Annotated in this window: 20 protein-coding genes and 1 pseudogene; 12 read left to right on the top strand and 9 right to left on the bottom strand. The window is 73.1% G+C overall.

Annotated features, from left to right (window positions below):
- Positions 1-160: 160 nt before the first annotated feature.
- The 4 genes from ACFWWQ_RS09515 to ACFWWQ_RS09500 all read right to left on the bottom strand — a co-directional run bounded on the left by ACFWWQ_RS09515 (position 161) and on the right by ACFWWQ_RS09500 (position 3,945).
- Positions 161-619: a cyclic nucleotide-binding domain-containing protein gene (locus ACFWWQ_RS09515; RefSeq protein WP_384592750.1), complete on the bottom strand. Its 459-nt coding sequence runs from the start codon at positions 617-619 to the stop codon at positions 161-163.
- A gap of 239 nt (positions 620-858) precedes the next feature.
- A complete protein-coding gene (locus ACFWWQ_RS09510; RefSeq protein WP_384592747.1) occupies positions 859-2,052 on the bottom strand; it encodes an MFS transporter in 1,194 nt (397 codons plus the stop codon).
- Positions 2,053-2,112: 60 nt separating this feature from the next.
- Positions 2,113-2,616: a hypothetical protein gene (locus tag ACFWWQ_RS09505; protein WP_384592744.1), complete on the bottom strand. Its 504-nt coding sequence runs from the start codon at positions 2,614-2,616 to the stop codon at positions 2,113-2,115.
- Between the two features lie 216 nt (positions 2,617-2,832).
- Positions 2,833-3,945 carry an LCP family protein gene (locus tag ACFWWQ_RS09500; RefSeq protein ID WP_384592741.1) on the bottom strand — a complete coding sequence of 371 codons (1,113 nt, stop codon included), beginning with the start codon at positions 3,943-3,945 and terminating at the stop codon, positions 2,833-2,835.
- 894 nt (positions 3,946-4,839) lie between these two features.
- Here ACFWWQ_RS09500 and ACFWWQ_RS09495 point away from each other — a divergent pair.
- Positions 4,840-6,246 (top strand): family 2B encapsulin nanocompartment shell protein, encoded by a 1,407-nt coding sequence (locus ACFWWQ_RS09495; RefSeq protein WP_384592738.1) that lies wholly within the window; start codon positions 4,840-4,842, stop codon positions 6,244-6,246.
- Between the two features lie 39 nt (positions 6,247-6,285).
- Entirely contained in the window at positions 6,286-8,541 is a 2,256-nt protein-coding gene (locus ACFWWQ_RS09490) for a family 2 encapsulin nanocompartment cargo protein terpene cyclase (protein WP_384592735.1), read from the top strand.
- On the opposite strand, the gene ACFWWQ_RS09485 is transcribed toward ACFWWQ_RS09490, so the two are convergent.
- The 4 genes from ACFWWQ_RS09485 to ACFWWQ_RS09470 all read right to left on the bottom strand — a co-directional run bounded on the left by ACFWWQ_RS09485 (position 8,531) and on the right by ACFWWQ_RS09470 (position 12,288).
- Positions 8,531-8,749 (bottom strand): hypothetical protein, encoded by a 219-nt coding sequence (locus tag ACFWWQ_RS09485; protein WP_384592732.1) that lies wholly within the window; start codon positions 8,747-8,749, stop codon positions 8,531-8,533. The genes ACFWWQ_RS09490 and ACFWWQ_RS09485 overlap by 11 nt on opposite strands.
- Positions 8,750-8,957: 208 nt before the next feature.
- Entirely contained in the window at positions 8,958-9,836 is an 879-nt protein-coding gene (locus ACFWWQ_RS09480; protein WP_384592728.1) for an SAM-dependent methyltransferase, read from the bottom strand.
- 125 nt (positions 9,837-9,961) lie between these two features.
- Positions 9,962-11,314, bottom strand: a complete 1,353-nt coding sequence (locus ACFWWQ_RS09475) for a protoporphyrinogen/coproporphyrinogen oxidase (protein WP_384592726.1) — start codon at positions 11,312-11,314, stop codon at positions 9,962-9,964.
- Positions 11,311-12,288 carry a UbiA family prenyltransferase gene (locus tag ACFWWQ_RS09470; protein WP_384592723.1) on the bottom strand — a complete coding sequence of 326 codons (978 nt, stop codon included), beginning with the start codon at positions 12,286-12,288 and terminating at the stop codon, positions 11,311-11,313. Before ACFWWQ_RS09470 ends, ACFWWQ_RS09475 begins: the two co-directional genes overlap by 4 nt.
- A 505-nt stretch (positions 12,289-12,793) precedes the next feature.
- Here ACFWWQ_RS09470 and ACFWWQ_RS09465 point away from each other — a divergent pair.
- The 7 genes and pseudogenes from ACFWWQ_RS09465 to ACFWWQ_RS09435 form a co-directional block, all read left to right on the top strand.
- Positions 12,794-13,324, top strand: a complete 531-nt coding sequence (locus ACFWWQ_RS09465) for an EF-hand domain-containing protein (protein WP_384592720.1) — start codon at positions 12,794-12,796, stop codon at positions 13,322-13,324.
- Between the two features lie 86 nt (positions 13,325-13,410).
- Positions 13,411-13,860 carry a hypothetical protein gene (locus ACFWWQ_RS09460; RefSeq protein ID WP_384592717.1) on the top strand — a complete coding sequence of 150 codons (450 nt, stop codon included), beginning with the start codon at positions 13,411-13,413 and terminating at the stop codon, positions 13,858-13,860.
- 25 nt (positions 13,861-13,885) lie between these two features.
- On the top strand, positions 13,886-14,416 hold the full coding sequence (locus ACFWWQ_RS09455; protein ID WP_384592714.1) for an EF-hand domain-containing protein: 531 nt from the start codon (positions 13,886-13,888) through the stop codon (positions 14,414-14,416).
- Between the two features lie 92 nt (positions 14,417-14,508).
- Positions 14,509-15,717 (top strand): DegT/DnrJ/EryC1/StrS family aminotransferase, encoded by a 1,209-nt coding sequence (locus ACFWWQ_RS09450; RefSeq protein ID WP_384592711.1) that lies wholly within the window; start codon positions 14,509-14,511, stop codon positions 15,715-15,717.
- Entirely contained in the window at positions 15,714-16,838 is a 1,125-nt protein-coding gene (locus ACFWWQ_RS09445) for a DegT/DnrJ/EryC1/StrS family aminotransferase (RefSeq protein WP_384592708.1), read from the top strand. Before ACFWWQ_RS09450 ends, ACFWWQ_RS09445 begins: the two co-directional genes overlap by 4 nt.
- Positions 16,835-17,659 (top strand): class I SAM-dependent methyltransferase, encoded by an 825-nt coding sequence (locus ACFWWQ_RS09440; RefSeq protein ID WP_384592705.1) that lies wholly within the window; start codon positions 16,835-16,837, stop codon positions 17,657-17,659. Before ACFWWQ_RS09445 ends, ACFWWQ_RS09440 begins: the two co-directional genes overlap by 4 nt.
- Positions 17,644-18,831, top strand: a pseudogene (locus ACFWWQ_RS09435) (AMP-binding protein); the annotation flags it as partial. The gene ACFWWQ_RS09440 and the pseudogene ACFWWQ_RS09435, both read left to right, overlap by 16 nt.
- A 413-nt stretch (positions 18,832-19,244) precedes the next feature.
- On the opposite strand, the gene ACFWWQ_RS09430 reads toward ACFWWQ_RS09435, so the two are convergent.
- Positions 19,245-20,504, bottom strand: a complete 1,260-nt coding sequence (locus ACFWWQ_RS09430; RefSeq protein ID WP_384592702.1) for a nucleotide sugar dehydrogenase — start codon at positions 20,502-20,504, stop codon at positions 19,245-19,247.
- Between the two features lie 494 nt (positions 20,505-20,998).
- On the opposite strand from ACFWWQ_RS09430, the gene ACFWWQ_RS09425 reads away from it, so the two are divergent.
- The 3 genes from ACFWWQ_RS09425 to ACFWWQ_RS09415 are packed head-to-tail and all read left to right on the top strand — an operon-like array spanning position 20,999 to position 24,319.
- Positions 20,999-22,072 carry a hypothetical protein gene (locus ACFWWQ_RS09425; protein WP_384592699.1) on the top strand — a complete coding sequence of 358 codons (1,074 nt, stop codon included), beginning with the start codon at positions 20,999-21,001 and terminating at the stop codon, positions 22,070-22,072.
- On the top strand, positions 22,062-23,006 hold the full coding sequence (locus tag ACFWWQ_RS09420; RefSeq protein WP_384592696.1) for a sugar phosphate isomerase/epimerase family protein: 945 nt from the start codon (positions 22,062-22,064) through the stop codon (positions 23,004-23,006). The genes ACFWWQ_RS09425 and ACFWWQ_RS09420 overlap by 11 nt, the downstream gene beginning before the upstream one ends.
- Positions 23,003-24,319, top strand: a complete 1,317-nt coding sequence (locus ACFWWQ_RS09415) for a M20/M25/M40 family metallo-hydrolase (protein ID WP_384592693.1) — start codon at positions 23,003-23,005, stop codon at positions 24,317-24,319. The genes ACFWWQ_RS09420 and ACFWWQ_RS09415 overlap by 4 nt, the downstream gene beginning before the upstream one ends.
- The last annotated feature ends 29 nt before the right edge of the window (positions 24,320-24,348 follow it).

Here is a 24,348-nt window from a genome sequence, read left to right as displayed (position 1 = left end):
GTGGCGCGGCCCCCCCCCCCCCCCCCCCCGGCCCCCCGCCCCCCCCCCCCGGGCCCCCCGGGGGGCCGCCGGGAGCTGAGCCGGGCGCCCGCGTCGCGCCCGGGGCGCCGCACCCGGGCCCGGGGCGCCCCGTGGCCCGGGCCCTGCGTCTCCCCGTCCCCTAGATCGTCACGGCCCGGTGCGGGACCGCGTACTGGTCGATCAGCTTCGCCCGGGTCGCCTCCAGCCGGTGGGCCAGGACCTGCGTGATGATGCTGATCAGGGTCAGCCCCAGCGCCGGGTCGGCGTCGCACAGCGCGCGCACGCTGCGGGCGTCGAACTCGTGGGCGCGCACCGGGCTGAACGCCTCGGCGCCGAAGTCCCACTCGTGCGGCGGGAAGAGCCAGGACCAGCCCAGCAGATCCCCGGGGCCGAGGGTGGCCACCGTGACCCGGCGGCGGCCCGGGACGTTCAGGTCGAGCGTCACCGATCCCGAGCGCAGCACCCAGAACCGGTCGGCGCGGCCCCGTTCCTCGAAGATGCGGGTGTCCTGCTCGAACGACACCTCGCGCGCCAGCGTCATCAGCCGGTCACGGTACGAGGTCGGAAGCGCGGGCAGCAGCCGCGTCGCAATGGTCATCTCCGGTGCCCTCCTCGCCGTCGGCGGGTACCCGCCCCGCAGCGGCGCGGGCGTACGGCCGTTCTCCTTCCATTGGAACCGCGCCGGGCGGCTACGGCACCCCGGGACGGGAGACGCCCGCCGCGGGCCCGGGGCCGCCGCGGCTCGTCCCGCCCCGGCTCGTCCCGCCACGGGCGCGCCCGGCCGCCGGGGCGTCCCGCCTCGCCCGCCGAACCCCGTCAGCTCGCGGCCGTGCCCCCTCACCCCTCGCTGGGCGGCCGCCGCAGCACGTAGACACCCACCACCACCGCGACCACCACGACGCAACCGGCGAACGTCAGCCCCGCACCGCGCAGCCCCAGCGGCACGGTGAGCGCCCCGACGCCCACCACCGGCAGGGAGATCCCCACATACGCCGCGAGGAAGAACGCCGAGATCGTGCCGCCCCGGTGCGTGGGCGGGGCCGCCGCACCCACCGCCGTCAGCCCGGCGCGGAACGCGAGCCCCTGACCGAACCCGCCGCACACCGCCCCGCCCACCAGCAGCGGCAGCGACCGCACCGCCAGCGACGTGCCCACCAGCAGCAACCCGGCGACCAGCACCAGGCACCCGGCGGGCAGCGCCCGCCGCACCCCCAGCCGCCCGGACAGCGCCTGCCCGGCCGTCGAACCGAGGAAGACCGTGAAGACCACCGCGCCCGAGACGGCGAGGTTGTGCACGCCCAGCGTCTGCCCGACGAAGCTCGGCGCCACCGCCGTGAACAGCCCCAGCAGCGAGAACCCGGCGAACGCCGCGACCGCCGACGGTACGAACACGCCCCGGACCTCCGGCGGCGGCACCAACCGCCCCGGCCGCGGTGGCGACGGCCGCCCCGGCGCCGCCACCGTCTCCGGCAGCACCCGGATCACCAGCACCGCGGCCACCGCCAACCACACCAGATGCACCAGGAACGGCAGCTTCAGCGGCCACGGCGCGTACTGCGCCAGCACCCCGGCCAGCAGCGGGCCGCACCCGAGCCCGCCCATGTTCGCCGCCGTCGCCGCGAACCCGGCCCACGCCTCGCCGCCGGGCCGCGCCAGCTCCAGCACCGCTGCCGTCGCCGCCCCGCTGAACAGCCCCGCCGCGAACCCGGACAGCACCCGCCCCAGCAACAGCAGCGGCAGCCCGCCCTCGTCCGCGAAACACAGCGCGCTCGCCGCCGACAGGCCCAAGGCGACCAGCAGCACCGGCCGCCGCCCCACCTCGTCCGAGACGTTCCCGGCGAGCAGCAGCACCGCGATCACCCCCAGCGCGTACGCCGCGAAGACCACGGTCACCATCAGCTGCGACAGGCCCAGCTCCCGCCGGTAGAGGCCGTACAACGGGGTCGGCAGGGTGGTCCCCGCCATGCCGATGGCGAACACCACGGCCGCCGCGAGGGGCCCCGGACGGCGGCCCGTACTCCTGGTGATCATGACGGCCACAGTAGGAGCCCCGCCGGACGCCGTCGACCGGTCCGCCCGGCGGGCCCCGCCTCAGTCGGTCAGCCGGTCGTACAGCGCCAGCGGCGTCACGTACCCCGGCCACCGGCCGTCGTCGAAGAGCCGCACGCCGCCGTCCTGGTAGCACTGGTCGACGAGCTGGGAGCAGATCATGTGCCCTGTCGCCGCCACATAGCGGCGCAGCCCCGGCACCGGCACCCGCAGCCGGTGCGTGGCGACGGCCAGATAGTCGAGGAAGCTGTACGGCACGCCCTCGTACGCCGAGGACGCCGCGCAGATCCGGTCGCGGTCCGCGTCGGTCAGACCGGACGGGCAGACGTACACCACATCGGCGCCCGCGTACGAGTCGAGGGGGGCGACCCGCGCCCCGCCGGGCTCGGCCTCGATCAGCCGGTCGCCGGGCAGGACGAGGAACGCGTGCTGGTAGTCGGCGAAGCCGTTGCCGTTCAGCCACTGGCCGAACCGGATCAACCGGCCCACCGTGCCGTTTATTCGCGTCAGACCTATGTCGCCGGGTTGCGGACGGGCTTGGATCATCTGCGGCTCCGGGAGAGACGAAGAGGAATGCCACCGGTACCACCGGCTGATACCCGCCCCGGGCACTGACGGACCGTCATCGAAGGTGACGAGAACGGAAAAAGAGGGTGCGCGGGCGCACCCGAGCGGCCCCCGCCCGCTTGCGCGCCCCGCCCGCACCCCTGTGCGGGAGGGACGGGCGGCCCAGCCGGACGGCGCCGACGCCGCCCGGCCCGCTCAGGACTGCACCACCACCGGGGACGTGCCCTTGTCGCCCACCGAATCGCGCACCGCGGACGCCGGGATCGGCCGGTCGTCCTTGAGCGCCTGCCACACCTTCGCGGACGCCGCAGGCAGCGGCATCACCCGGTCCGGGTTCTGCGGATCGTAGGTGACCGGCATCGTCACCATCTTCATGTTCTTCGGGCCGATGCCCTTCAGCTCCTCGGCGAGGCCCAGCAGCTTGCCGGTGGAGGCCAGTTGGGAGTCGGCGCGCACGGTCCGCGTCGCGGTGTCGGCCAGCGCGTACAGCTTCGCCGGATTGCTCAGCCCGACGTCGTCGATCCGGTGGGTGAGCGCCTTGACGAACGCCTGCTGCAACTGGATCCGCCCCAGGTCGCTGCCGTCGCCGACGCCGTGCCGGGTGCGGACCAGGCTCAGCGCCTGCTCGCCCTTGAGGGTGTGCTTCCCGGCCGGGAGGTCCAGCTTGCTGCGGACGTCCTTCACCGGCTGCCGGGTGGTGATGTCGACGCCGCCCAGCTCGTCGATGATCTTCTTGAAGCCGGTGAAGTCGACCTCCAGGAAGTGGTCCATCCGCACCCCGGACAACGCCTCGGCCGTCTTCACCGTGCAGCCCGGGCCGCCCACCTGGTACGACTCGTTGAACATCACCTGGTGCGCGGCGGGCACCGTACCGCCGCCCGGCTTCGGGCACTCGGGGCGGTCCACCATCGTGTCCCGCGGAATGCTCACCACGCTCGCCTTGCGGTGGTCCTTGTCGACGTGCAGCACCATCGTGGTGTCCGACCGGGCACCGGTGATGCCCTTGCCGTACGCGCCGCCCGTACCGGCCCGGGAGTCGGAGCCCAGCAGCAGAATGTTCATCGCGCCGTCATGCGACGCGCCGGGCCGGTCCTTGCCGAGCGCCGCGTCGATGTTGACGCCCTGGAGATTGCCGTTCAGATGCGACCAGAGGTACGCGGTTCCGGCGCCGCCCACGGCCACCACGCCCACCGCGGTCCACGCGGCGATCCGCAGCCCCCGACGGCGGCGGCGCGGCGGCCGGGGGCCGTCCCCGTCCGCCGGGACGTCCGCCGGATACGGCCCGTTCTTCCCGCTGCCCTGCGGCATCTGCACTCCGTCCTCCGCCCGCCCGGGCGCGGCTGCGCCCGGCGCGCGTTGTCAATGGCCCGGGCGCCTGATCGCGGTCGGCGTACGCCGGACCGGCCGGGGCCCGCACGGGCCCGGCGCCCTGGCATGCGGGAGTGCCGCCCGGCGCTCCCGCCCCGCCGGCGCGCTCCGTGCGCGGGCCGACGGCCCGGGGGACGTACCGCTCCGCCCGGGGCCCGACCATCCTGGGTGGGCGCCGCCCCACGGGCAACGACCGCCCGTACTACCCCGCCGCGTAGATCCCTGGCCCCGCGCCCCGGAAATCGCCGCGCCCGTGCGGCCCACACCCCCGCCGCGTCCACTAACCGGCGTCGTACGTGACGGACGACCTATGGCCGGGGTCACAACCACGCCTGAGCCTCGCGTCCACAAGTATGGGTAATGTGCTTTTTGTCCCTCGCGGGTGATGTCGGCCCGACACGCCCGGCCCGCCAGGGCGGAGCCGCACGCTCCGCCCCCTGCCTCCCGCCTCTGGGGCACGACAACAAGCCAGGACCGGAACGGCGCGATCGTACGAGAACACGCCTCGCCGCCCCTGAGTAGCGGCGAGGCCGAGGGGGAGGCGCCATCCCACCCGCCGGCAGGGATGACATCACGCCACCCGAGGCCCGTCTCACGTTTGGTAGACGCACTGTCACTCGTACGGGCGTACCCGGTCGGCGGGGCACCGGAATCGCCTTCTGCCTCCCTGACACGGCTTAGTGTGATCAATGGATTCCCCGAGCGGCCCGGCCACCATCCGCCCGACCGCCCCGGGATCACTTACCCCCCACTCAACTCCCGCCCTCCGGCGCCGGGTTGCCGCATGCTCGGCAACCGCGCGGACCGGGCGTCCATCACGATGAGGAGCGCCGGATGACGATCGACGCCGGTACCGAGGAAACCGCCGCCGCACAGCAGAGCCTGGGCACCGCCGCCGCGCGGAACCTCGCGACCACCACCAAGTCCGCACCCCAGATGCAGGGCATCACCTCCCGCTGGCTGCTGCGGATGCTCCCCTGGGTCGAGACGAAGGGCGGCGCCTACCGCGTCAACCGCCGCCTGACCTACACCGTCGGCGACGGCCGCATCGACTTCGACCAGACCGGCTCCCGCGTCGCCGTCATCCCCCAGGAACTGGGCGAACTCGCCCCGCTGCGCGGCTTCGGTGACACCGGCGTCCTCACCGCCCTCGCCGGACGCTTCGCGCAGCGCGAGGTCGCCCCCGGCGAGGTCCTCGCCGAGCAGGGCAGCCCCGTCGACCAGGTCTTCCTGCTGGCCCACGGCCGCATCGCCCGCTCCGCCGACGGCCGCTACGGACAGGCCGCCGGACTCGGCGTCCTCGCCGACGGCGACCACTTCGGCGCCCAGGGCCTGACCGACCCCGACGCCGTCTGGGAGTACACCGCCAAGGCCGAGACCGCGGGCACCGTCCTCGTCCTCGCGCGCCGCGACTTCGCCGCCGTCCTGGACACCGCGCCCGCCCTGCGCAGCCACCTCCAGGCGTTCGCCGCCCTGCCGCAGCAGGCCCAGAACAAGCACGGCGAGTCCGAGATCGCCCTCGCCGCAGGCCACACCGGCGAACCCGCCCTCCCCGGCACCTTCGCCGACTACGAACTCTCGCCCCGCGAGTACGAACTGAGCGTCGCCCAGACCGTGCTGCGCGTCCACACCCGTGTCGCCGACCTCTACAACGAGCCGATGGACCAGACCGAGCACCAGCTGCGGCTGACCATCGAGGCCCTGCGTGAGCGCCAGGAACACGAGCTGATCAACAACCCCGAGTTCGGGCTGCTGCACAACGCCGACTACCGCCAGCGCCTCCAGACCCACTCCGGCCCGCCCACCCCCGACGACCTCGACGAACTGCTCAGCCGCCGCCGGGGCTCGAAGTTCCTCCTCGCCCACCCCCGCACCATCGCCGCCATCGGCCGCGAGATGAACGCCCGCGGCCTCTACCCCGACCACGTCGACCTGGGCGGCCAGCAGGTCCCCGCCTGGCGCGGCGTCCCGATCCTGCCCTGCAACAAGATCCCGATCACCAAGGAGCGCACCAGCTCCGTGCTCGTCCTGCGGACCGGCGAGGACGACCAGGGCGTCGTCGGCCTGCACCAGACCGGCCTGCCCGACGAGTACGAGCCGGGCCTCTCCGTCCGCTTCATGGGCATCGACGAGAAGGCGATCATCTCGTACCTGGTCAGCACCTACTACTCGGCCGCCGTGCTGGTCCCGGACGCGCTCGGCGTGCTGGAGAACGTCGAGATCGCCCGCGGCCGGGACTGACCGGGGCAAGCGGACACGACGAGACGAGGTGAGGCGCAGATGACACAGCCCTTCGTACTTCCGGAGTTCTACGAGCCGTATCCCGCACGGCTCAACCCGCACCTGGAGCCGGTCCGCGACCACTCCAAGGCGTGGGCCCGCGAGATGGAGATGATCGAAGGGTCGGGCATCTGGGACGAGCGGGACTTCGACGCCCACGACTACGCCCTGCTCTGCGCCTACACCCACCCCGACGCCCCGGCGGCGGAACTCGCCACCGTCACCGACTGGTACGTCTGGGTCTTCTTCTTCGACGACCACTTCCTGGAGAGCTTCAAACGCGGCCAGGACATGGCGGGCGCCAAGGCGTACCTGGACCGGCTGCCCGCCTTCATGCCGGTGGACCCGGCAGGGCCGCCGCCGGAGCCGGTCAACGCCGTCGAGAAGGGCCTCGCCGACCTGTGGCGGCGCACCGTCCCGGCGATGTCCCGGGACTGGCGCCGCCGCTTCGCCGAGGCCACCCAGCATCTCCTGGAGGAGTCGCTGTGGGAGCTGGCCAACATCAGCACCGGCCGCGTCGCCAACCCCGTCGAGTACATCGAGATGCGCCGCAAGGTCGGCGGCGCCCCCTGGTCCGCCGGGCTCGTCGAGTACGCGGCGGGCGCCGAGATCCCCGCGGCGGTGGCCGCCAGCCGTCCGCTGCGGGTCCTCAAGGACACCTTCTCCGACGCCGTCCATCTGCGGAACGACCTCTTCTCCTACCAGCGGGAGATCGAGGAGGAGGGCGAACTCTCCAACGGCGTCCTGGTCTTCGAGACGTTCCTCGGCTGCACCACCCAGGAGGCCGCCGACTCCGTCAACGACCTCCTCACCTCCCGCCTCCACCAGTTCGAACACACCGCGCTCACCGAGGTGCCCGCCCTCTGCGCCGAGCACGGCCTGTCCCCTCTGGCCTGCGCCGACATCGCCGCGTACGTCAAGGGGCTCCAGGACTGGCAGTCCGGCGGCCACGAATGGCATCTGCGCTCCAGCCGCTACATGAACGACGCCGCGGGCAGAACGCCGGGCGCCCTCGACGCCGCGCCCGTCCTCGGCGGACCCACCGGCCTCGGCACCTCCGCCGCCCGCATCGCCGCCTCGTTCTCCGCCACCCTCCCGGCCCGCGTCCGGCAGCACACCCACGTCCCGTTCCAGGCCGTCGGCACGGTGCAACTCCCGGAGCTGTACCTGCCGTACACCACCCGGCTCTCGCCGCATCTGGCGGGCTCCCGCGAGCGGATCGTCGGCTGGGCGCGCCGCATGGGCATGCTGGAGCAGCCGCCGCGGCTGCCCGGCGGCGGCACCGCGCCGCCCGTCATCTGGGACGAACACAAGCTCCGCGCCTTCGACTTCGCCCTCTGCTCCGCCGGAATCCACCCGGACGCCACCCCCGACGGCCTCGACCTCACCACCGGCTGGCTGACCTGGGGCACCTACGGCGACGACTACTACCCGGCGGTCTTCGGCCGCACCCGCGACGCGGCCGGCGCCCGGACCTGCACCGAACGGCTCGCGGCGTTCATGCCCGTCGAGTCCGGCGCGGACATCCCGGAGCCGCTGAACGCACTGGAGCACGGTCTGGCCGATCTGTGGCGGCGCACCGCGGGCCCCATGACGCCCGCCGCCCGCCGTACCTTCCGCCGCACCATCGAGGACATGACCGGAAGCTGGCTGTGGGAGCTGGGCAATCACTGGGCGAATCGCATCCCGGACCCGGTCGACTACGTCGAGATGCGACGCCGGACCTTCGGCGCGGACCTCACCATGAGCCTGTCCCGGCTCGGCCACGGCCGCACCGTCCCGCCCGAGGTCTACCGCACCCGCCCCGTCCAGGCGATGGAGAACGCGGCCGCGGACTACGCGGGACTCCTCAACGACCTGTTCTCGTACCAGAAGGAGATCCAGTTCGAGGGCGAGGTGCACAACGCCGTCCTCGTCGTGCAGAACTTCTTCGACTGCGGGCTCCGCGAGGCGCTGGAGATCGTCAACGACCTCATGACCTCCCGGATGCGGGAGTTCGAGCACATCCTCGCCGTTGAACTCCCCGCCCTCTTCGACGAGTTCGGGCTCGACGCGGCCGCCCGGGCCACGCTCACCGGCTACGCCGAGGAGCTGAAGCACTGGCTCGCCGGCATCCTCATCTGGCACGAGGGCTGCCACCGCTACGAGGAGGCGGAGCTGCGCCGTCCCGTCGCCGCCCACGGACGGCGCCTCGGCGGGCCCACGGGCCTGGGCACCGCGGCGGCCCGCCTGAGGCCCCGGCCCGTTACGGCGTGAGCGGTGCGGACGCCGGACGTTCCGTACGGGGAGCGTCCGGCGTCCGCGCGACGGCGGCCGACCAGGCCGCGAGCAGCTGCTCGTACTCGGCCTGCTCCTCGGGGCCCAGCGACCGGCCGGCCCGAGCCGTCATGAACGCCCTTATGGCGGCGTTCACCTCGGTCAGGGACCAGGCGTGAAACGCCCCAGGTGCAGAAGTTGAGCACATGGTGTGCATGATATGTGGAGATACGTCAGGTGCCCAGCGATTTTGCGTCGCCCGCTTGAAGGACCGACGTACCCTCCGCCGACCCTGACCAGTCCACGAGGCCCGGCAATGACCGGAAACCGGCGCCCGTCGCGCGATGCACTCCGGGCCCCGTCACCCCTGCCCGCCCGTCACCGGCGGCCACGGCCCGGCCACCGGCCGGACCGGGTCAGCGCACCCGCTCACACCCGATCACCAGATAGTCCATGCTCTCCTCCCGGTAGCCCTCCAGGAACGGCTTCTCCACACCGGTACGCCGCTCCGAATGGTCACGCAGCTCCCAGTAGGGGATCGCCTCGGCGGTGTGCCGCCCCACGTGGAACGGCACCAGCCCGTTGGCCGCCATTGCCTGGAAGTACGTGCCCCGCCGGTGCATCCGGCTCACGTAGTGCTCGTCGATCCGGCGGGAGGCATCGGAGCGGTCCGCGACCGTCTCGTTGCGGCACCAGGTGACGCAGACGTACCGGCCGCCGGGCCGCAGCAGGCGCGCGAACTCCGCGAAGAGGTCGTGCAGGTCGACATACATCGTCGTCTCGTTGCTGACGATGAAGTCGAACGACTCGTCGGCGAACGGCGTCTGCAGCATGTTCGCGTAGTGGAACTGCACCCGGTCGTCCCAGCCGCGCTCCTTGGCGACGCGCTCCGCGAACGCGATGTGGTGGGCGCAGAAGTTGACGCCGTCCATCCGGCAGCCGAACCGCTCGGCGACCACGAACGAGGTGCCGCCGCGGCCCGACCCGGCGTCCATACCGCGGGCCCCGGCCGGGATGTTGCCCAGCGCGTCCAGGATCAGCTCCGTCTCGGCGTTCTCCATGCGGTGCATCTCCCGCAGGATCAGCGCCTCGCGCCGCTCGGGCGGCGCGGCGAGCACCGCGGGGTCGTACCCGCCGATGCCGTAGTGGTGGTGGTACAGACCGTCCTCGGCGCCGAGGAGGAGATTGATGTCGTCGGTGGTCTTGGTGTCCCAGTAGCCCTGGAGCTGCCGCTCGTAGGTGTTGCGGATGACCGGGTTGTCTTCGCCGATGTTCTCTTCGACCGTGCTGGTCATGAGGGTCCTTCGCATGGTGACGGTGCGTCCGGCACGGTGGGTGCCGTACGGCGGACGGGGGGTGTCCGGCTCGGTGGCGTGCGCAGTACGCCCGCCCCGGGCCGGAGCGGCGGGCGCACGACGGGTCAGCGGGAGCGGCCCGGCAGGGCGGGCGCCGTCTGCGGCAGCCGCGACAGGACGCGCGCCGCCGCCAACTCCGCGGAGCGCACGGCCCCTTCGCTGCTCGGGCGGAGCATCAGCCAGTCGCCGGCGTACTCGACGGGCGCGGCCTCGCGGGCGAGGAAGGCGCCGCGGTGTGCCAGCGCCCGCGGCGTGGCCTCCGGGATGCCGTGCGGCCAGCGGTGCACAAAGGTACGGAGCGTGGCAGCGCGCAGCTCCGGCAGATAGCGGGCGGCGGCGTCCCCGATCCGGGCCAGGATCTCGCCCTCGGGCGCGCCGATCAGCTCCCGGGCCGCCTCGGGCGCCGCCATCAGCGACACCAGGCCACGGCTCTCCGGGGCCCGGCCGCAGCCCTTGTTGTGCTCCATCATCAGGCCCGACAGGTCCGGCTCCCCGGCCGCGGGCAGCAGCACGCTGTACACCGACTCGCCCGCGCGGGGTGCCAGGGGCCGGTCGAGCGTGTAACTCACCTTCAGTCGCGGGACATAGCCGCAGGCGGCGAGGTACGGAACCTCGGCCTCGGGCGCGTTGACGTGCAGCCGCAGCGCCACCGGCGCCGGGACGCACAGCAGCACCGCGCGGGCGGTGAGCGTGCCGGTGTCCGTGACCACCCGGGCGTGGCCCGCGGCCGAGATCACCTCACGGACGGCGCAGCCGGTGGTGACGTCCGCCTTGCGCGCCAGATGGCGGGCGAGGGTGTCCATCCCGTCGGTGTAGCTGCGCCAGCGGGTGGTGGAGCCGCAGGCCAGTATGTGGGTGACGAACGGCGCGGCGGCCGAGCGGGTGGTGTCCCAGCCGAAGAAGCAGCCTGCGATCGGCTGGAACAGGTAGTCGTGCAGCTCGGACCGGTAGCCCCGGGCGTACTCCGCCAGCGTCAGGGTGCCCAGCGGGGTGCGCTCCGGCAGATCCGGGTCGTAGGCGGCCCGGCGGCGGCCCTCCGTCGTCAGGAAACGGGCGAGCGAGGCGCGGCCGCGGAGCGAGAGGCCGCCGCCGCTGAGCAGGGCGCGCGGCGCGCCGACATGGCGGTGCGCCCGGCCGTTGCGCCAGGTGGCGACGGGGTGCGGAATCCGCGTGGTCTCCGCCGGGCCCAGCCCCGAACGGCGGATGAGCCGCCAGGTCGCGTCGTATCCGGCGACGGACAGCACCTCGGCGCCGGTGTCCATGACATAGCCGTCCGCGCGGTGGGTGCGCATCCGCCCGCCGACGGCGTCGGCCGCCTCCAGCACCGTGACCGAACGGCCCGCCCGCCGCAGCGTGTCCGCGGCCGCCAGCCCCGATATACCCGCACCGACGACGATGACGTCGTGGACGGTGCTCACGCCCCACCGCCGGCCGCCGCGGCGAGCAGCACATTGGTGACGACCAGCGCCACGACCGAGACGCGATGGGTGTACGTGCCGAGCTTGCGGGCCGTCAGGATCCGGCCGCGGACCACGCCCGTCACGAACTGCGTCACGCGCAGCGCGACGACCGGAAGCATCGCCAGCGGGAACCACCACGGTGCCAGGCCCGCCACCGTCGCCACGGCGATCAGCGCGCCCTCCGTGGCGGAGACCGCGCCGATGAAGACCTTGTTGCCGCGCTCAGAAGTGAGGACGGCCACCGTCGGACGGCCCACGGAGGCGTCGCCCGCCCGGTCGTTGGTGTTGGAGTAGACGCCGAACAGCAGCGGTCCCAGACCGAACAGCGTGCCCTGGACCAGCGCGAAGCCGGTGACCTGCCCGGCGAGCAGACCGTACGGCGCCACCACCAGGCCGAGGCCCAGGGCGACCATGAAGATCTCCTGCCAGCCGTGGTAGCTGATCTTCAGCCCGTAGGAGTACTGCACCGAGGTGACCAGGCACAGCGCGGCGGTCGCCACTGCCCACCATGGGGCGTGCGGGGCGACGGCGACGGCCGCGCCCCACAGCAGCACGCACCCGGCGGCCGTGGCCCAGCCGAAGCGGATCGCCTCCCGTTCGGTGAGTGTCCCGGCCAGCAGGGGCTTGCGGCGGATCTTGCGCAGCGGCGCGTCGGGGCCGTAGTTGGCCGCGTCGCTGCCGTCGCGCAACCCCGTCACGTCGTCGAACGTGGTCATCGCGGCGACGAGGCAGAGCATGCCGAGGCCGAAGAGCGCGAGCACCGCGAGGGTGGTGGAATCCGCGCGCAGCGGCGCGGCCAGCAGGCTCCAGACAATGGCGAGGCTGAGGTAATAGTCGAAGATGTCGAGTTTGGCCAGTCTGCAATAAGCGGCGAATTTTCCCGAGGAGACGGGTGGCGCGATCGCTACGGCGCCGTGTGAATCGTGGGTCACAGAACTCTCCGTGGTCACGGCGGACCTCGAAAACGGCCCGCCGAATATCAATCGGAAGTGACCGTATGAGACGTCCCGAACCCACTGAGGGCCACGTTGTGCATGTTCATCAGATCAGGTGATCGTTTTCAAGGCGCGACCTCGAACGGGCCGCGCTGCCCGGATGGCCGACCGGTGCGACAGGCTTTTTCCAGCAGCCAGTTGGAAACGTTTCTCCAACCCATCTGTCCAGTACAGGCCGGTGGCGTGAAACGGGTGCCGGCGTCACTCGTACGGATCGTCCTTGCTCCATCCGGTGCATACGTCGGCCGCGCTGGGACATTCTTGGATTGCACGAAGCGCCGTGAGAGCGGTGGGTTTCCCAGAGGCGTCGTGCGTATCCACGGCACCGTTCCTTGCGTGAGTCACGCCTGCTACGCAAGTTGTCCGCGTAATTCTTCCGCGGCCGCATTTCCGACGTCCTTCGTCGCTCATTCAGCCCGTCATTCATTCCTCAAGGAGTGTCATGTCCAACAAGGACCTGCAGCAGTCACGCCTCCAGCAGCGCTTTGCTCTGTACGACACGGACAACGACGGCCAGATCAGCCGCACGGACCTGGAGAACGAGGCGCGCCGCATCGTCGAGGCGTTCGGTGAGTCGGCCGACTCACCTCGCGCCCAGCTGCTGCTGCACGCCTACCCGACGCTGTTCGACTACCTCAGCGAGAAGGCCGGTGCCGGCGACACGCTGACGAAGGACCAGTTCCTGCAGGTCGCCGAGGAGCAGGTGCTCGCCGACGGCCCCGTCGGTTTCGCGCGCGTCCTGCAGCCCAGCATCCACGCCATGGTCCACCTCGCCGACACCGACGGTGACGGCCAGATCAGCCCGCCCGAGTTCCAGAAGTGGCTCCAGGCCATCAACGCCGACACCGACGCCGACGCCGCCTTCCAGGCCGTCGACGCGGACGGCAACGGCCAGCTCTCCGTCCAGGAGATCGTCCACGCGGTCGGCCGCTACCACGCCGGTGAGCTGGACGCCCCGCTGCTCGGCGTCTGACCTGGGTGGTGTTCCGCTCCCGCAGTGCGGTCCGGTCCTTCCGGCCCGCACTGTGCGTGGGCCGGCCCGGCCCGCGGACGGCACGGATGCGGGCGGCACGGATGCGGGCGGCGCTGCTCCTGTCGGCCCTGGCCCAGGGCCTTCCGGGCGCGTGGGCGATGTTCCTGCCCCACAGCTTCTTCCGGAACTTCCCGCTGCCGGGCCACCGGTGGGTCGCGGTGTTCGCCCCGTACAACGAGCATCTGGTCCGGGACTTCGGCTCGCTCGTGGTGGCGCTGGCGGCGGTGCTGCTCTGCGCCGCCCGCACGCCACGGCCGCCGCTCGTCCGGGCCGCCGCGCTGGCACAGCTCGTCTTCTCCGTGCCGCACCTTCTTTTCCATCTGCACCATCTCGCGATGTTCTCGCCCGCCGACGTCGTCGCCCAGCTGATCACGCTGGTGCTGCCCGTCGTCGTCGCGCTGTACCTCCTGTGGGCCTCGGCCCGCGACGGGAGCGACCACGGCACGGCCGTGCGTACCCCCGCGCCCTACCCATGACCCTCTCTTGAGAAGGAAGACCCTCATGACCAACGCCGTACAGGAAGAGCGACTCCAGCGCCGTTTCCAGCTGTGGGACCGGGACGGCGACGGACGCATCGACCGCAGCGACTGGGAGAACGAGGCGCAGCGCATCCTCCGCGCCTTCGAGGCCGCCCCGTCCTCCGACCGCGGTGAGGCCGTTCTCACCGCCTACCTCGGCATGTGGGACTACCTCGCCGGTCACGCCGGGATCGGGGAGGGCGGTTCGCTCGGCTTCGACCAGTTCCGCGACCTCGCCGGCCGTCAGCTCCTCGCCCGCGGTCCGGAGGGCTTCGACGAGGTGCTGCGCCCGACCATCGGCTCCATCGTCGGGCTCTGTGACACCGACGGCGACGGCCAGGTCGACCCCGAGGAGTTCCGCTCCTGGATCCGCGCGATCGGCAGCCCCGAGGAGACCGCCGAGACGGCGTTCCAGGCCATCGACGCCGACGGCGACGGCAAGCTGACCGTCGAGGAACTCGTCCAGGCCGTGCACAAGTACCACGCGGGCGAACTCGACGTCGCTCTGCTGTGACCCGCCCCGGGCCCCGCACCCCCGCCGACGGGTGCGGGGCCCGGCCTTTGCCCGTCACCGGCCCGCCCCGTCGGTACCGACCCCGAGGACCCATGGACCACCACACCACAACCGGCCGCACCGGGGCGCCGACCGCCCCGCCCCGCCCGGTGCCCTTCTTCACCCACGCCCGGTCCTTCGAGGACCGCTGGCCAGCCATCCGCGACCGCCTCACCGAGGTCGCCGACGACGGCAAGTTCTCCCACGGCAGCCAAGTGGGCCGCTTCGAGCAGGCGCTGGCCGCCTGGACCGGCGCCCGCTTCGCCGTCGGCGTCAACAGCGGCACCGACGCCCTCGTCCTCGCACTGCGCGCCTGCGGCCTGCGCCCCGGCGACGAGGTCGTCGTCCCCGCCTTCAGCTTCGTGGCCACCGCCTCCTCCGTCGCCCTCGCCGGCGGCACGCCCGTCTTCGCCGACATCGACCCCGTCGGCTACGGCCTCGACCCCGCCGCCGCGGACGCCGCCGTCACCGCCCGCACCCGGATGCTGATGCCGGTGCACCTCTTCTGCCAGCTGGCCGACATGCGGGGCCTGACCCGCGTCGCCGAACGGCACGGCCTGACCGTCCTGGAGGACAGTGCCGAGGCCATCGGCATGCGCTGGGGCGGCGTCCACGCCGGGCTCCTCGGCGCCGGCGGCGTGCTCTCCTTCTTCCCCACCAAGACGCTCGGCGCGCTCGGCGACGCCGGGGCCTTCCTCACCGACGACCCGCAACTCGCCGAGACCGTCGCGGCGTTGCGCCACCACGGACGCCACGGCCGCACCCTCGGCCACTTCCCGGGCATCTCCCGCCCCACCGACCTCATCGGCGTCAACAGCAAGATGGACGACCTCCAGGCCGCCGTCCTCCTCGGCAAACTCCCGGCCCTCGCCGAGGACATCCGCCGCCGCGCCGCCCTCGCCGCCGCCTACAGCGAACGGCTCCGCGACACCCCCGGCGTGCTCCGCCTGCCCACCCTCGTGCAGCGCGAGGTCCCCACCGAGCCGGTCTTCTACGTCTATCTGATCGAGGTGGAGCGCCGCGACGCGCTCGTCGCGTATCTCGCCGGCCACGGCGTCGGCACCGAGACGTACTACCCCGTCCCGCTCCACCTCCAGCCCTGCTTCGCCCACCTCGGATACCGCCGCGGGCAGTTCCCGCACGCCGAACGGGCCTGCGAGCGGACCGTCGCGCTGCCCCTCTACCCGGATCTGGGCACCGACGACGTCGACCGGGTCTGCGACCTCATCCGCCGCTTCGCCACCGGGAGGGCCGCCCGTTGATCCCCTTCTTCCCGCCGGACCTCTTCGAGCAGGACCGCGACGTCCTCATCGACCTCGTCCACGAGATCGGCACCACGCCCGACCAGAAGTTCATCCTCGGCACCCGCACCGCCGCGTTCGAGGATGCCCTGCGCACCCTGTACGGCGCGGGCGACGTCATCGCCTGCTCCAGCGGCACCTCCGCCCTCACCCTCGTACTGCGGGCCATGGACATCGGCCCCGGCGACGAGGTCGTCGTCCCCGCCTACGGCTGCGCGCCGCTGGCCAACACCGTCGCCGGGCTCGGCGCCACCCCCGTCTTCGCCGACATCGACCCCTGGACGATGGTGGCCGACCCCCAGGCGATGGACGACGCGGTCACCGCCCGCACCAAGGCGCTGATGCCCGCCCACATGTTCTCCGTGATGGCCGACATGCCGGCCCTGCGCAAGCTCGCCGACGACCGCGGCGTCCGCCTCGTCGAGGACTCCGCCGTCGCCCAGGGCGGCGTCCTCGACGGCCGCCCCGCGGGCACCTGGGGAGACGCCGGGGTCTTCTCGTTCGTCCAGGTCAAGACGTTCGGCACGGCGGGGGAGGGCGGCGCCGTCCTCACCTCGGACCCGGTGCTCGGCCGCACCGTACGGGCGCTGCGCAACCACGGTCAGGAGGGCCCGCGCTTCGTCCACCAGCGCCTGGGTCTCAACAGCCGCTTCGATGAGATCCTCGCCGCCTTCCAGCTGCACCGGCTGCCCGGTCTCGCGGCCCGCCTGGAACGCCGGGCCCGCATCGCCGCGTACTACACCGAGCGGTTCACCCCGCTGCGCGAGGCCGGTGTCCTGCCCCCGCCGCCCGGCCGCGACGGCCGCTGCTTCTACGTCTACGCGCTCCTCGCCGAGCGGCGCGACGCGCTCCGCGACCACCTCGCCGAGCGCGGGGTGGCCTCGCACGTCTACTATCCGCTGCCGCTGCCGCAGCAGCCGGCGTTCGCCCCGTACGCCCCGGCCGGGCGGTGCTGGCCGCACGCCGAGCGCGCCGCGGAACGGCAACTCGCCCTGCCTGTTCACCCGCATCTGACGGACGCTCAGGTCGAGCACGTCGCCGACGCCGTCTGTGCCTTCGTCACGGAAGGGACCCGCCGATGACGCCCGCCGCCGACCGCTATGTCTTCGCCACCGCCTTCGCGCGCGAGGAGGAACGTCTCGCGCTGGGGGAGGCGCTCTGGGACCCCGGCACCAGGGAACGGCTCGCCGCCACCGGCGTCGGGCCCGGCTGGTCCTGCCTGGAGATCGGTGCCGGGCGCGGCTCCGTCGCCGCGTGGCTGGCCGACCGGGCCGGCCCGGCCGGCGAGGTGGTCGCCGCCGACCTCGACACCGAGCGCCTGAAGTGGCTGACCGGCCGCGGTGTGACCGTCCACCACCACGACGTCGTCACCGACGACCTCCCCGAGGCCCACTTCGACCTCATCCACGCCCGTCTCGTCCTCCAGCACGTCGGCGACCGGCAGCAGGCCGTGGACCGCCTGTACCGCGCCCTCAAACCCGGCGGCCACCTCGTCCTGGAGGACACCGACACCGCCTCCCTCTTCAGCCACCCCGCGCAGGACGACTTCCTGAACGACGTCAAACGCGCCGCCTACGACGTGATGTGCGCGTCCGGCTACCACCCCCGCAGCGGGCTGCTCGACGTCCAACTCGCCACGGACGCCGGGCTGATGGACATCGTCGCGGAAGGGCGTTCCGCGGTGGTGCGCGGCGGCAGCGACGCGGCGCGCTGGTTCGCGCTGTGGCTGGAGCATCTGGCGCCCGCGATGCTCGCCCGCGGCGCCGTCACCGAGGAGCGCCTCGCCCGCGCCCAGGTGGACCTCACCGACCCCGCCCACTGCTGGCTCTCCCAGGTGATGGTCACCGTCCACGGACGGCGGCCCGCCTCCGACACCCTCCGGAAGGGGTGTACGGCACCGTGAAACCCCCCGCTCTCGGCACCCTCTTCGATGTGCTGGCCGACCGCGGCAGCCGCACCGCCGTGCACCTCAGCCGCCCCTTCGACCTGGCGCCCGACGGCCCGACGGAGTACGGCATCGGGCAACTCGCCGACCTGGTGCGGCAGACCGCCGCCCGGCTCGCCGCCTCCGGCGTCCGCGCCGGGGACCGGGTGGCCGTCGTCAAGCCCAACCACTGGGACACCGTGCTGCTGGCCTGCGCCGCGTCCCGCCTCGGCGCCGTACCGGCGCTGCTCTCCCCGCGGCTGCGCGGCGACGCCCTCCGGGACCTGCTGCGGCGGCTGGACCCGGCGCTGCTGGTCACCTCGGCCACCACCCTCACCGCCCGCCCCGGCACCGACCTCACCGCGTACGCCGCGCGCACCCTCCTCGTCGGCGGCGTACCGTACGACGGCCCCGCCGCCGGGGAGATCCTGACGCCCGCCGACGTCGACGGGCACGCCGTCCCGCCGGTGGTGTCGCGCGCGCTCGACGACACCGTGGTCATCCACCACACCTCCGGGACGACCGGGCTGCCGAAGCTCGTGGAGCACTCAACCCGGACGATCGTCCACCGGCTCGCCCACTTCGAGTGCCATCGGGTCCCGGTGCTCGCCAGCCGCCGTTCCGACACGGTGGCGACCGCCGATCCGTTCACCCACGGCCGGGCGGTGCCCTGGACGATCAGCGTGCTGCACCTGGAGCCCCGCGCCGTCGTCCTCCTCGCCGACCACGACCCGCGGACGGCGGAGCAGACGCTGCTGCGCACCCCGCCCACCACGCTGGAGGCGTCCCCCACCACCTTTGTCACCTGGCGCGATCTGGCCGCCCGCCGCAGCGCCGCCCTCCAGGACGTCCGGCTCTACATCAGCACCTTCGACGCCGTCCATCCGCCGACCGTCCGCGGCTTCCTGGCGGCCTCCCGGCACCGGCAGCCGCGCTGGCTCCAGGGCTGGGGACAGACCGAGACCGGCCCGCTGACGTTCCGGCTGCTGACCCGCAAGTCCCTGGAGCGCAGCGGGGAACGTCACCCCACCACCCGTGACCTGGGGCGGCCGGTGCCCGGACGGACCCGGCTGCGGGTGGTCGACCCGCAGACCCTGCGCCCGGTGGGCCGGGGCCGCCCCGGGCTGGTTCTCGCCCGTACCAAGGCGCGGTGCGTGGGGTACGTCGGCGAGCAGGACCGCTGGGCGGCGAAGGCCGATGGACCGTGGTGGAACACCGGCGACATCGGTGTACTCACCCGCGGCGGGAGCCTGATCCTCACCGACCGGGAGGTCGACACCGTCCCGGGGGCGAGCTGCGTGGAGCTGGAGGACGTGATCGAGGACCGGCTCGCCGAAGTCGTCGAATGCACCGTCCTGGGCGTGCCGGGACCGGAGCTGCTGCCGGTGCTGGTGACCGCCGACGGCACGCTCGACCCGGAGGCGTGGGCCGTGGCGGTGCGCGATCTGCCGGCGATGGCGGAGCCGGTGGTACGGGAGTGGGACGAGGTCCCGCGCACCGAGACCGGCAAGGTCCGCCGCCTTGAGCTGCGCCGTCTGGTACGGCCGCGGGCCGTGCGGTCGGCTCAGAGCGGCTGGGCGGAGGTGCCGCGAAGCCGGTCCCGGGTGTCGAGCAGCAGTGGTGCCCACCCCGGCAGATCGTCGACGGGGATCACCCGGTGGTCCTGGAGCAGGATGGTCAGATCCGCCGCGGCCGCGGCCGCGCGCAGATGCGGCTCGGCGGGAACGGCCGTGCCGCCCGGGGACCAGCCGTCGGCGAGCGGATCGTGGTACGTCACCCACGCCCCGGCCTCGTCCAGCAGCCGGGCGAGCGGCGCGGCGGGCGTGGACCGCAGATCGCGGCTGTCGCGCTTGTACGTCACGCCGACGAGCAGGACCCGGGAGCCCGCCAGCTCCTTGCCGGTGCCGTTGAGGAGCTGCCCGGCGCGACGGACGACATGGGACGGCATGGCGGAGTTGATCCGCTGGGCCAGTTCGACGAGCGGCAGCGGGGATCCGATCTCGCGGGCCCAGTGCGTCAGATAGGCGGGGTCGACGGGAATGCAGTGGCCGCCCACGCCGGGACCGGGGCGGAATTCCTGAAAACCGAAGGGTTTGCTGCTGGCGCAGTCGATGACGTTGGAGACATCGATACCCCAGGAACGGGCGGTCACCGCGATTTCGTTGACCAGGGCGATATTCACGCTGCGGTAGACATTCTCCAGTAATTTGGACAGCTCCGCCTCGCGCGCGGAACCGGCCCGGACCACGCGGTCGCACAATCGCCGGAAGAAGGCGAGGGCGGCGTCCGTACAGGCGGGGGTGTAACCGCCGACCACGCGTGGAGTGTTCCGTACGCCGAAGGTTTCATTTCCGGGGTCGATGCGCTCCGGTGAGAAGGCGAGGGAGAAATCCGGACCGGCGGTGAGACCGGAGGATTCTTCCAGAATCGCGCGGACCGGTCCGTCCGTGGTGCCGGGGAATGAGGTGGATTCCAGAATGACGAGCGTGCCCGGCTTCAGATGCGCGCCCAGTGCCCGTGCCGCGTCCCGTACATGCGTCAGATCCGGACCGCCCGCGTCGTCCAGCGGCGTCGGGACGCAGAGGACGGTGACGGACGCCTCGGCCAGGACTCCCGGGTCGGTGGTGGCGTGGAAGCCGACGGCGCGCATGGCCGTGACGTCGGCTTCCGTGACGTCCGGCAGCGGTGAGCGGCCGGATTCCAGCGTTGCCGTCACGGCCGGATTCGTGTCCACCCCGGTGACCCGCATTCCCGCGGCGCACGCTTCGCGTGCCAGCGGGAGCCCCGTGTAACCGAGACCGATCACGGCCAGTCTTTCCACCATCACTCCTCACGCTGCGGACCCCGTACGGACTTCCGTACGGACTTCCGTACGATCCCCCGATTTTCGGCTCAACCTTAAATGAGTGGAATCGTTCGAAGGGGGCAGCCGAAGAGGGTTCACTCGGATTGGTGAAAGTGCTCACTCTCGCTCGCGGCCACTCTCCATTCGCCTGACGATGATCATCGTTCGGCATTTTTGATCGGCCTTCGTCGAATGTGATCAATTGTTTCGGCGGGGGAGGGCGGGATCGTGGGGGAGGGGTAGCGTGACGCCTCGTCATGGGGTGACAACACGTTTTCCTTTCCGTCGGATGATCCGGCGTGGATACGCGTCGCCCACCTTCCTGCCAGATGCCTCGCACCGTGCGGATTCTGGCTGAATTCCGCCGGAAAAACGGACGGAGGGGAGGGCCTACCAGGAAAACGGCGATCGCCGGAAAAGGGAACGGTCCCCGGTCCGGGGCTCCCGGAACACACGAAGGAGGCACACCCACCGTGCTGCGCACACTGCTCGTCGGGCTCGGCAGGTCCGGAACGGGGCTCCATCTGCCGGTCCTGCTGCGCGCCCGCAGAGCCGAGCCGGGTCTCTTCGCCGCGGGACCGGTCGTGGGCGTGGACCCGGGCCGCACGCCCGCCGCCCCGGACGGCCTCACCGTCGCCGCCGGCCTCCGCGACGCCCGCCGCCTCCTCGACCCCGACCGGACCGTCGTCCACCTCTGCACCCCGCCCGCCGTCCGCGACGGCGTGCTGGAAGAGGTCGCGGCCCTCGGCTTCCGCCGCCTCGTCGTCGAGAAACCCCTGGCCGCCGACCGCGCCGCGCTCCGCCGGGTCCGCGCCGCCGTCGACCGCCACCACCTGGATGTCACCGTCGTCGCCCCCTGGCTGCACAGCGCGCTGACCGACCGCCTCGCCACCCTCCTCGGCGACGGAACCCTCGGCGCCGTCCGGCACATCGGCGTCACCCAGCACAAACCGCGCTTCCGCCGTTCCCTGACCGCATCCAGCCACACCAGCGCCTTCGAGGTCGAGGTCCCGCACGCCGTCGGGGTGCTGCTGCGGCTGCTCGGCGACGCCCACGCCGAGGACGCCTCCTGGAGCGACGTGCGCCTCGGCGACGCCGTCGCCCCCCGCCTGGGCACCGCCCGGCTGCACCTGACGCACCACACGGGCGGGCGCAGCGACGTGTACTCCGACCTCACCTCGCCCGTCCGCCGCCGCCGCATCGTCATCGACACCGACCACGCCCGCCTGACCGGCGACTACCCGATCAGCGAGGACGACGATGTGGCGCAGCTCCTCGTGGAACACCGGCCCGGCGGCGGTGCCACGACCGTCACCCGGGAACTGCTCCCCGACGACGCCCTCACCCGCTGCCTGATCCGCACCTACCGCCACGCCGCGGGCCGCACTGCCCCGGACGACGCGGCCCTCCCCGGCGGACCGGGCGATCTCGGGCTCCACATCCGCACCGTCGAACTCCTCGACGACGCCCGACGGCTGGCCGCCATGGCCCGGCCGCACCACCCCCTCACCACCGACCGGAAAGAGGTGGCCGGTCATGCCGGCTGAGTCCGTCCGACACACCCCCCACCCACCGCCGGGCCCGGGCACCGGATGGGCCGCCCCCGGCATCCGCTACGCGGGCATCGGCGACGAGGCGGCGTCCGGCGCCGAGGGCCAGCTCGCCGCCCTTCACGGCCTCGGCTGGCACGCCGTCGAACTCCGTTCCGTCGACGGCGTCGCCCTCGCCGACCTGCCGCCCGCCGCCTTCGACGCCCTCGCCGGACGCCTCGCCGCCACCGGCACCGACGTCGTCTGCGTCGACTCCCGGATCGCCAACTGGAGCCGCCCGGCCACCGACCCGTTCGAGCAGGACCTCGCCGAACTGCGGACCCTCGCCGCCCGCTGCGCCACCCTCGGCACCCGTCACGTCCGCGTGATGTCCTATCCCGACGGCGGACTCCCCGACGACGAGTGGCGCCGCCGCGTCCTCGACCGGATGACCGCCCTCACCCACCTCGCCGAGGACCACGGCCTCGTCCTGCTCCACGAGAACTGCCACGGCTGGGCCGGGACCCGCGCCGACCGGATGCTCGCACTCCTCGACCATGTCGCCAGCCCCGCGCTGCGCCTGCTCTTCGACATCGGCAACGGCGTTCCGCACGGCTACGACGCCCCCGCGCTGCTCGACGCCGTCATCGACCACGTCGCCCACGTCCACGTCAAGGACGCCGTGACCGGCCCCGACGGCGACATCGTCTACACCCTCCCCGGCCACGGACAGTCCGGCGTCGCCGCCTGCCTCACCGCCCTGGCCCGCCGCGGCTGGCAGGGCACCTGGTCCGTCGAACCGCACACCCGGCTGCGCCCGCACGACGGCACGGACGACCGCGAGCTGGACGGCATCGCCGCATTCACCGCGTACGGCCGGGCCCTGGAACGCCTGGTGGAGCGCGAGGTCCGTCCCGCGGCGGCCCCGGCGGAACACGGCGACCGCCCGTGACCGCACCCCACCACCCGGCCCGCCTCGGCCCCGCCGACCGCGACCTGTTGCTGCGCCTCCTCGACACGCCCACCGCCGGACCGCTGGAGACCGGCGGCGACACCACCGGCGTCCGCCTGTGGGACGCCGGACGCGCCTACGCCGCGGCCGCCGCCCCGCTCGGCCTCACCACCGTGCGCCACGCCGCGCCCGCTCCGGCCGAACTCGACCTGGACGATGTGCCGTTGACGGTCCGCGAGGCCGCCGCCGGGCGGCCCGGCTTCCTCGCCTGCCAGCCCTCCCTCGTCCTGCGGCTCGGACCGCCGCTGCCGCGCGCGGACACCGTGATGTTCAACGTCCACCTCGACACCGTCGGCGGCTGGTGGCCCGCCTCCTTCGACGGCACCCGTTTCCACGGCCGCGGCGCCATCGACGCCAAGGGCCCGGCCGTCGCCCTCCTCGCCGGGATCCGCGCGGCCATGGCCCGCGACCCCGCCGTCGGCGCCGACATCGCCGTCCTCGTCCAGGCGGTCGCGGGCGAGGAGGGCGGCGCGATGGGCACCTACGGCACCCGGCCGCTCGTCCGCGAGGGGCTGACCGGCGCCCTCAACCTCTTCTGCGAACCGACCCGCCACCGCTATCTGCCGCGTGCCACCGCCGCGATGACCGCCTGCGTCGAGGTCGCCGGCGCCGACGCCGTCGACGACTGCCCGGCCGCCGGACACAACGCCACCGCGCTCCTCGGCCACCTCGCCCACCACCTCGCCACCGTCCTGCCCGGACGGGTGCCCGGCGCGGGCGTCTGCGTCGCCGGGCTCCACACCGGCGACCGCCACAACAAGGTCTACGGCACCGGCCGCCTGCTGCTGAACCTCTCCTACGGCACCCGCGCCACCGCCCGCGCCGCCGAAGCCGCGCTCCACGCGACCGTACGGGAGGGGATCGACGCCTTCCGGGCCTCGGCCGCCGCCGAACCCACCCTCGCCCGCACCGTCGAGGACGCCGCCGCCCTCACCTCCGTCCGCTGGCACAAACGCGGCCTGCCCGCCCTGGACAGCCGTGCCGCCTGGGCCGACGACCTGCTGGCGAAGGGCGCCGGACTCGTCCGCTGGCCGGACACCGAACCGGCCTTCACCTGCGACGCCATCTGGATGGCCGACGTCCCCGACACCTGCACCGCCGTCCTCGGCCCCGGCGACCTCGGCGCCAACCGCGCCCACGCGGACGGGGAGTTCGCCGACCTCGCCGATCTGGACCGCTACGCCGAGGAGGTCGCCCGTGTCCTGACCGCCTTCGCCGCCCGGCGGCCCGCCCACCCCAGCGCGCCCCGCTGACCGTCCCGCCCACGCTGAGAGGAACCCCG

Source organism: Streptomyces sp. NPDC059080, from assembly GCF_042739975.1.
GTDB lineage: Bacteria > Actinomycetota > Actinomycetes > Streptomycetales > Streptomycetaceae > Streptomyces > Streptomyces benahoarensis.
This window is presented reverse-complemented; position numbering and strand designations above follow the sequence as displayed.

Bases quoted from the DNA above. Each gene is read 5' to 3' on its own strand.
- ACFWWQ_RS09515 (WP_384592750.1), bottom strand. From the start codon at position 619: ATGACCATTGCGACGCGGCTGCTGCCCGCGCTTCCGACCTCGTACCGT.
- ACFWWQ_RS09510 (WP_384592747.1), bottom strand. From the start codon at position 2,052: ATGATCACCAGGAGTACGGGCCGCCGTCCGGGGCCCCTCGCGGCGGCC.
- ACFWWQ_RS09505 (WP_384592744.1), bottom strand. From the start codon at position 2,616: ATGATCCAAGCCCGTCCGCAACCCGGCGACATAGGTCTGACGCGAATA.
- ACFWWQ_RS09500 (WP_384592741.1), bottom strand. From the start codon at position 3,945: ATGCCGCAGGGCAGCGGGAAGAACGGGCCGTATCCGGCGGACGTCCCG.
- ACFWWQ_RS09495 (WP_384592738.1), top strand. From the start codon at position 4,840: ATGACGATCGACGCCGGTACCGAGGAAACCGCCGCCGCACAGCAGAGC.
- ACFWWQ_RS09490 (WP_384592735.1), top strand. From the start codon at position 6,286: ATGACACAGCCCTTCGTACTTCCGGAGTTCTACGAGCCGTATCCCGCA.
- ACFWWQ_RS09485 (WP_384592732.1), bottom strand. From the start codon at position 8,749: ATGTGCTCAACTTCTGCACCTGGGGCGTTTCACGCCTGGTCCCTGACC.
- ACFWWQ_RS09480 (WP_384592728.1), bottom strand. From the start codon at position 9,836: ATGACCAGCACGGTCGAAGAGAACATCGGCGAAGACAACCCGGTCATC.
- ACFWWQ_RS09465 (WP_384592720.1), top strand. From the start codon at position 12,794: ATGTCCAACAAGGACCTGCAGCAGTCACGCCTCCAGCAGCGCTTTGCT.
- ACFWWQ_RS09460 (WP_384592717.1), top strand. From the start codon at position 13,411: ATGCGGGCGGCACGGATGCGGGCGGCGCTGCTCCTGTCGGCCCTGGCC.
- ACFWWQ_RS09455 (WP_384592714.1), top strand. From the start codon at position 13,886: ATGACCAACGCCGTACAGGAAGAGCGACTCCAGCGCCGTTTCCAGCTG.
- ACFWWQ_RS09450 (WP_384592711.1), top strand. From the start codon at position 14,509: ATGGACCACCACACCACAACCGGCCGCACCGGGGCGCCGACCGCCCCG.
- ACFWWQ_RS09440 (WP_384592705.1), top strand. From the start codon at position 16,835: ATGACGCCCGCCGCCGACCGCTATGTCTTCGCCACCGCCTTCGCGCGC.
- ACFWWQ_RS09430 (WP_384592702.1), bottom strand. From the start codon at position 20,504: ATGGTGGAAAGACTGGCCGTGATCGGTCTCGGTTACACGGGGCTCCCG.
- ACFWWQ_RS09420 (WP_384592696.1), top strand. From the start codon at position 22,062: ATGCCGGCTGAGTCCGTCCGACACACCCCCCACCCACCGCCGGGCCCG.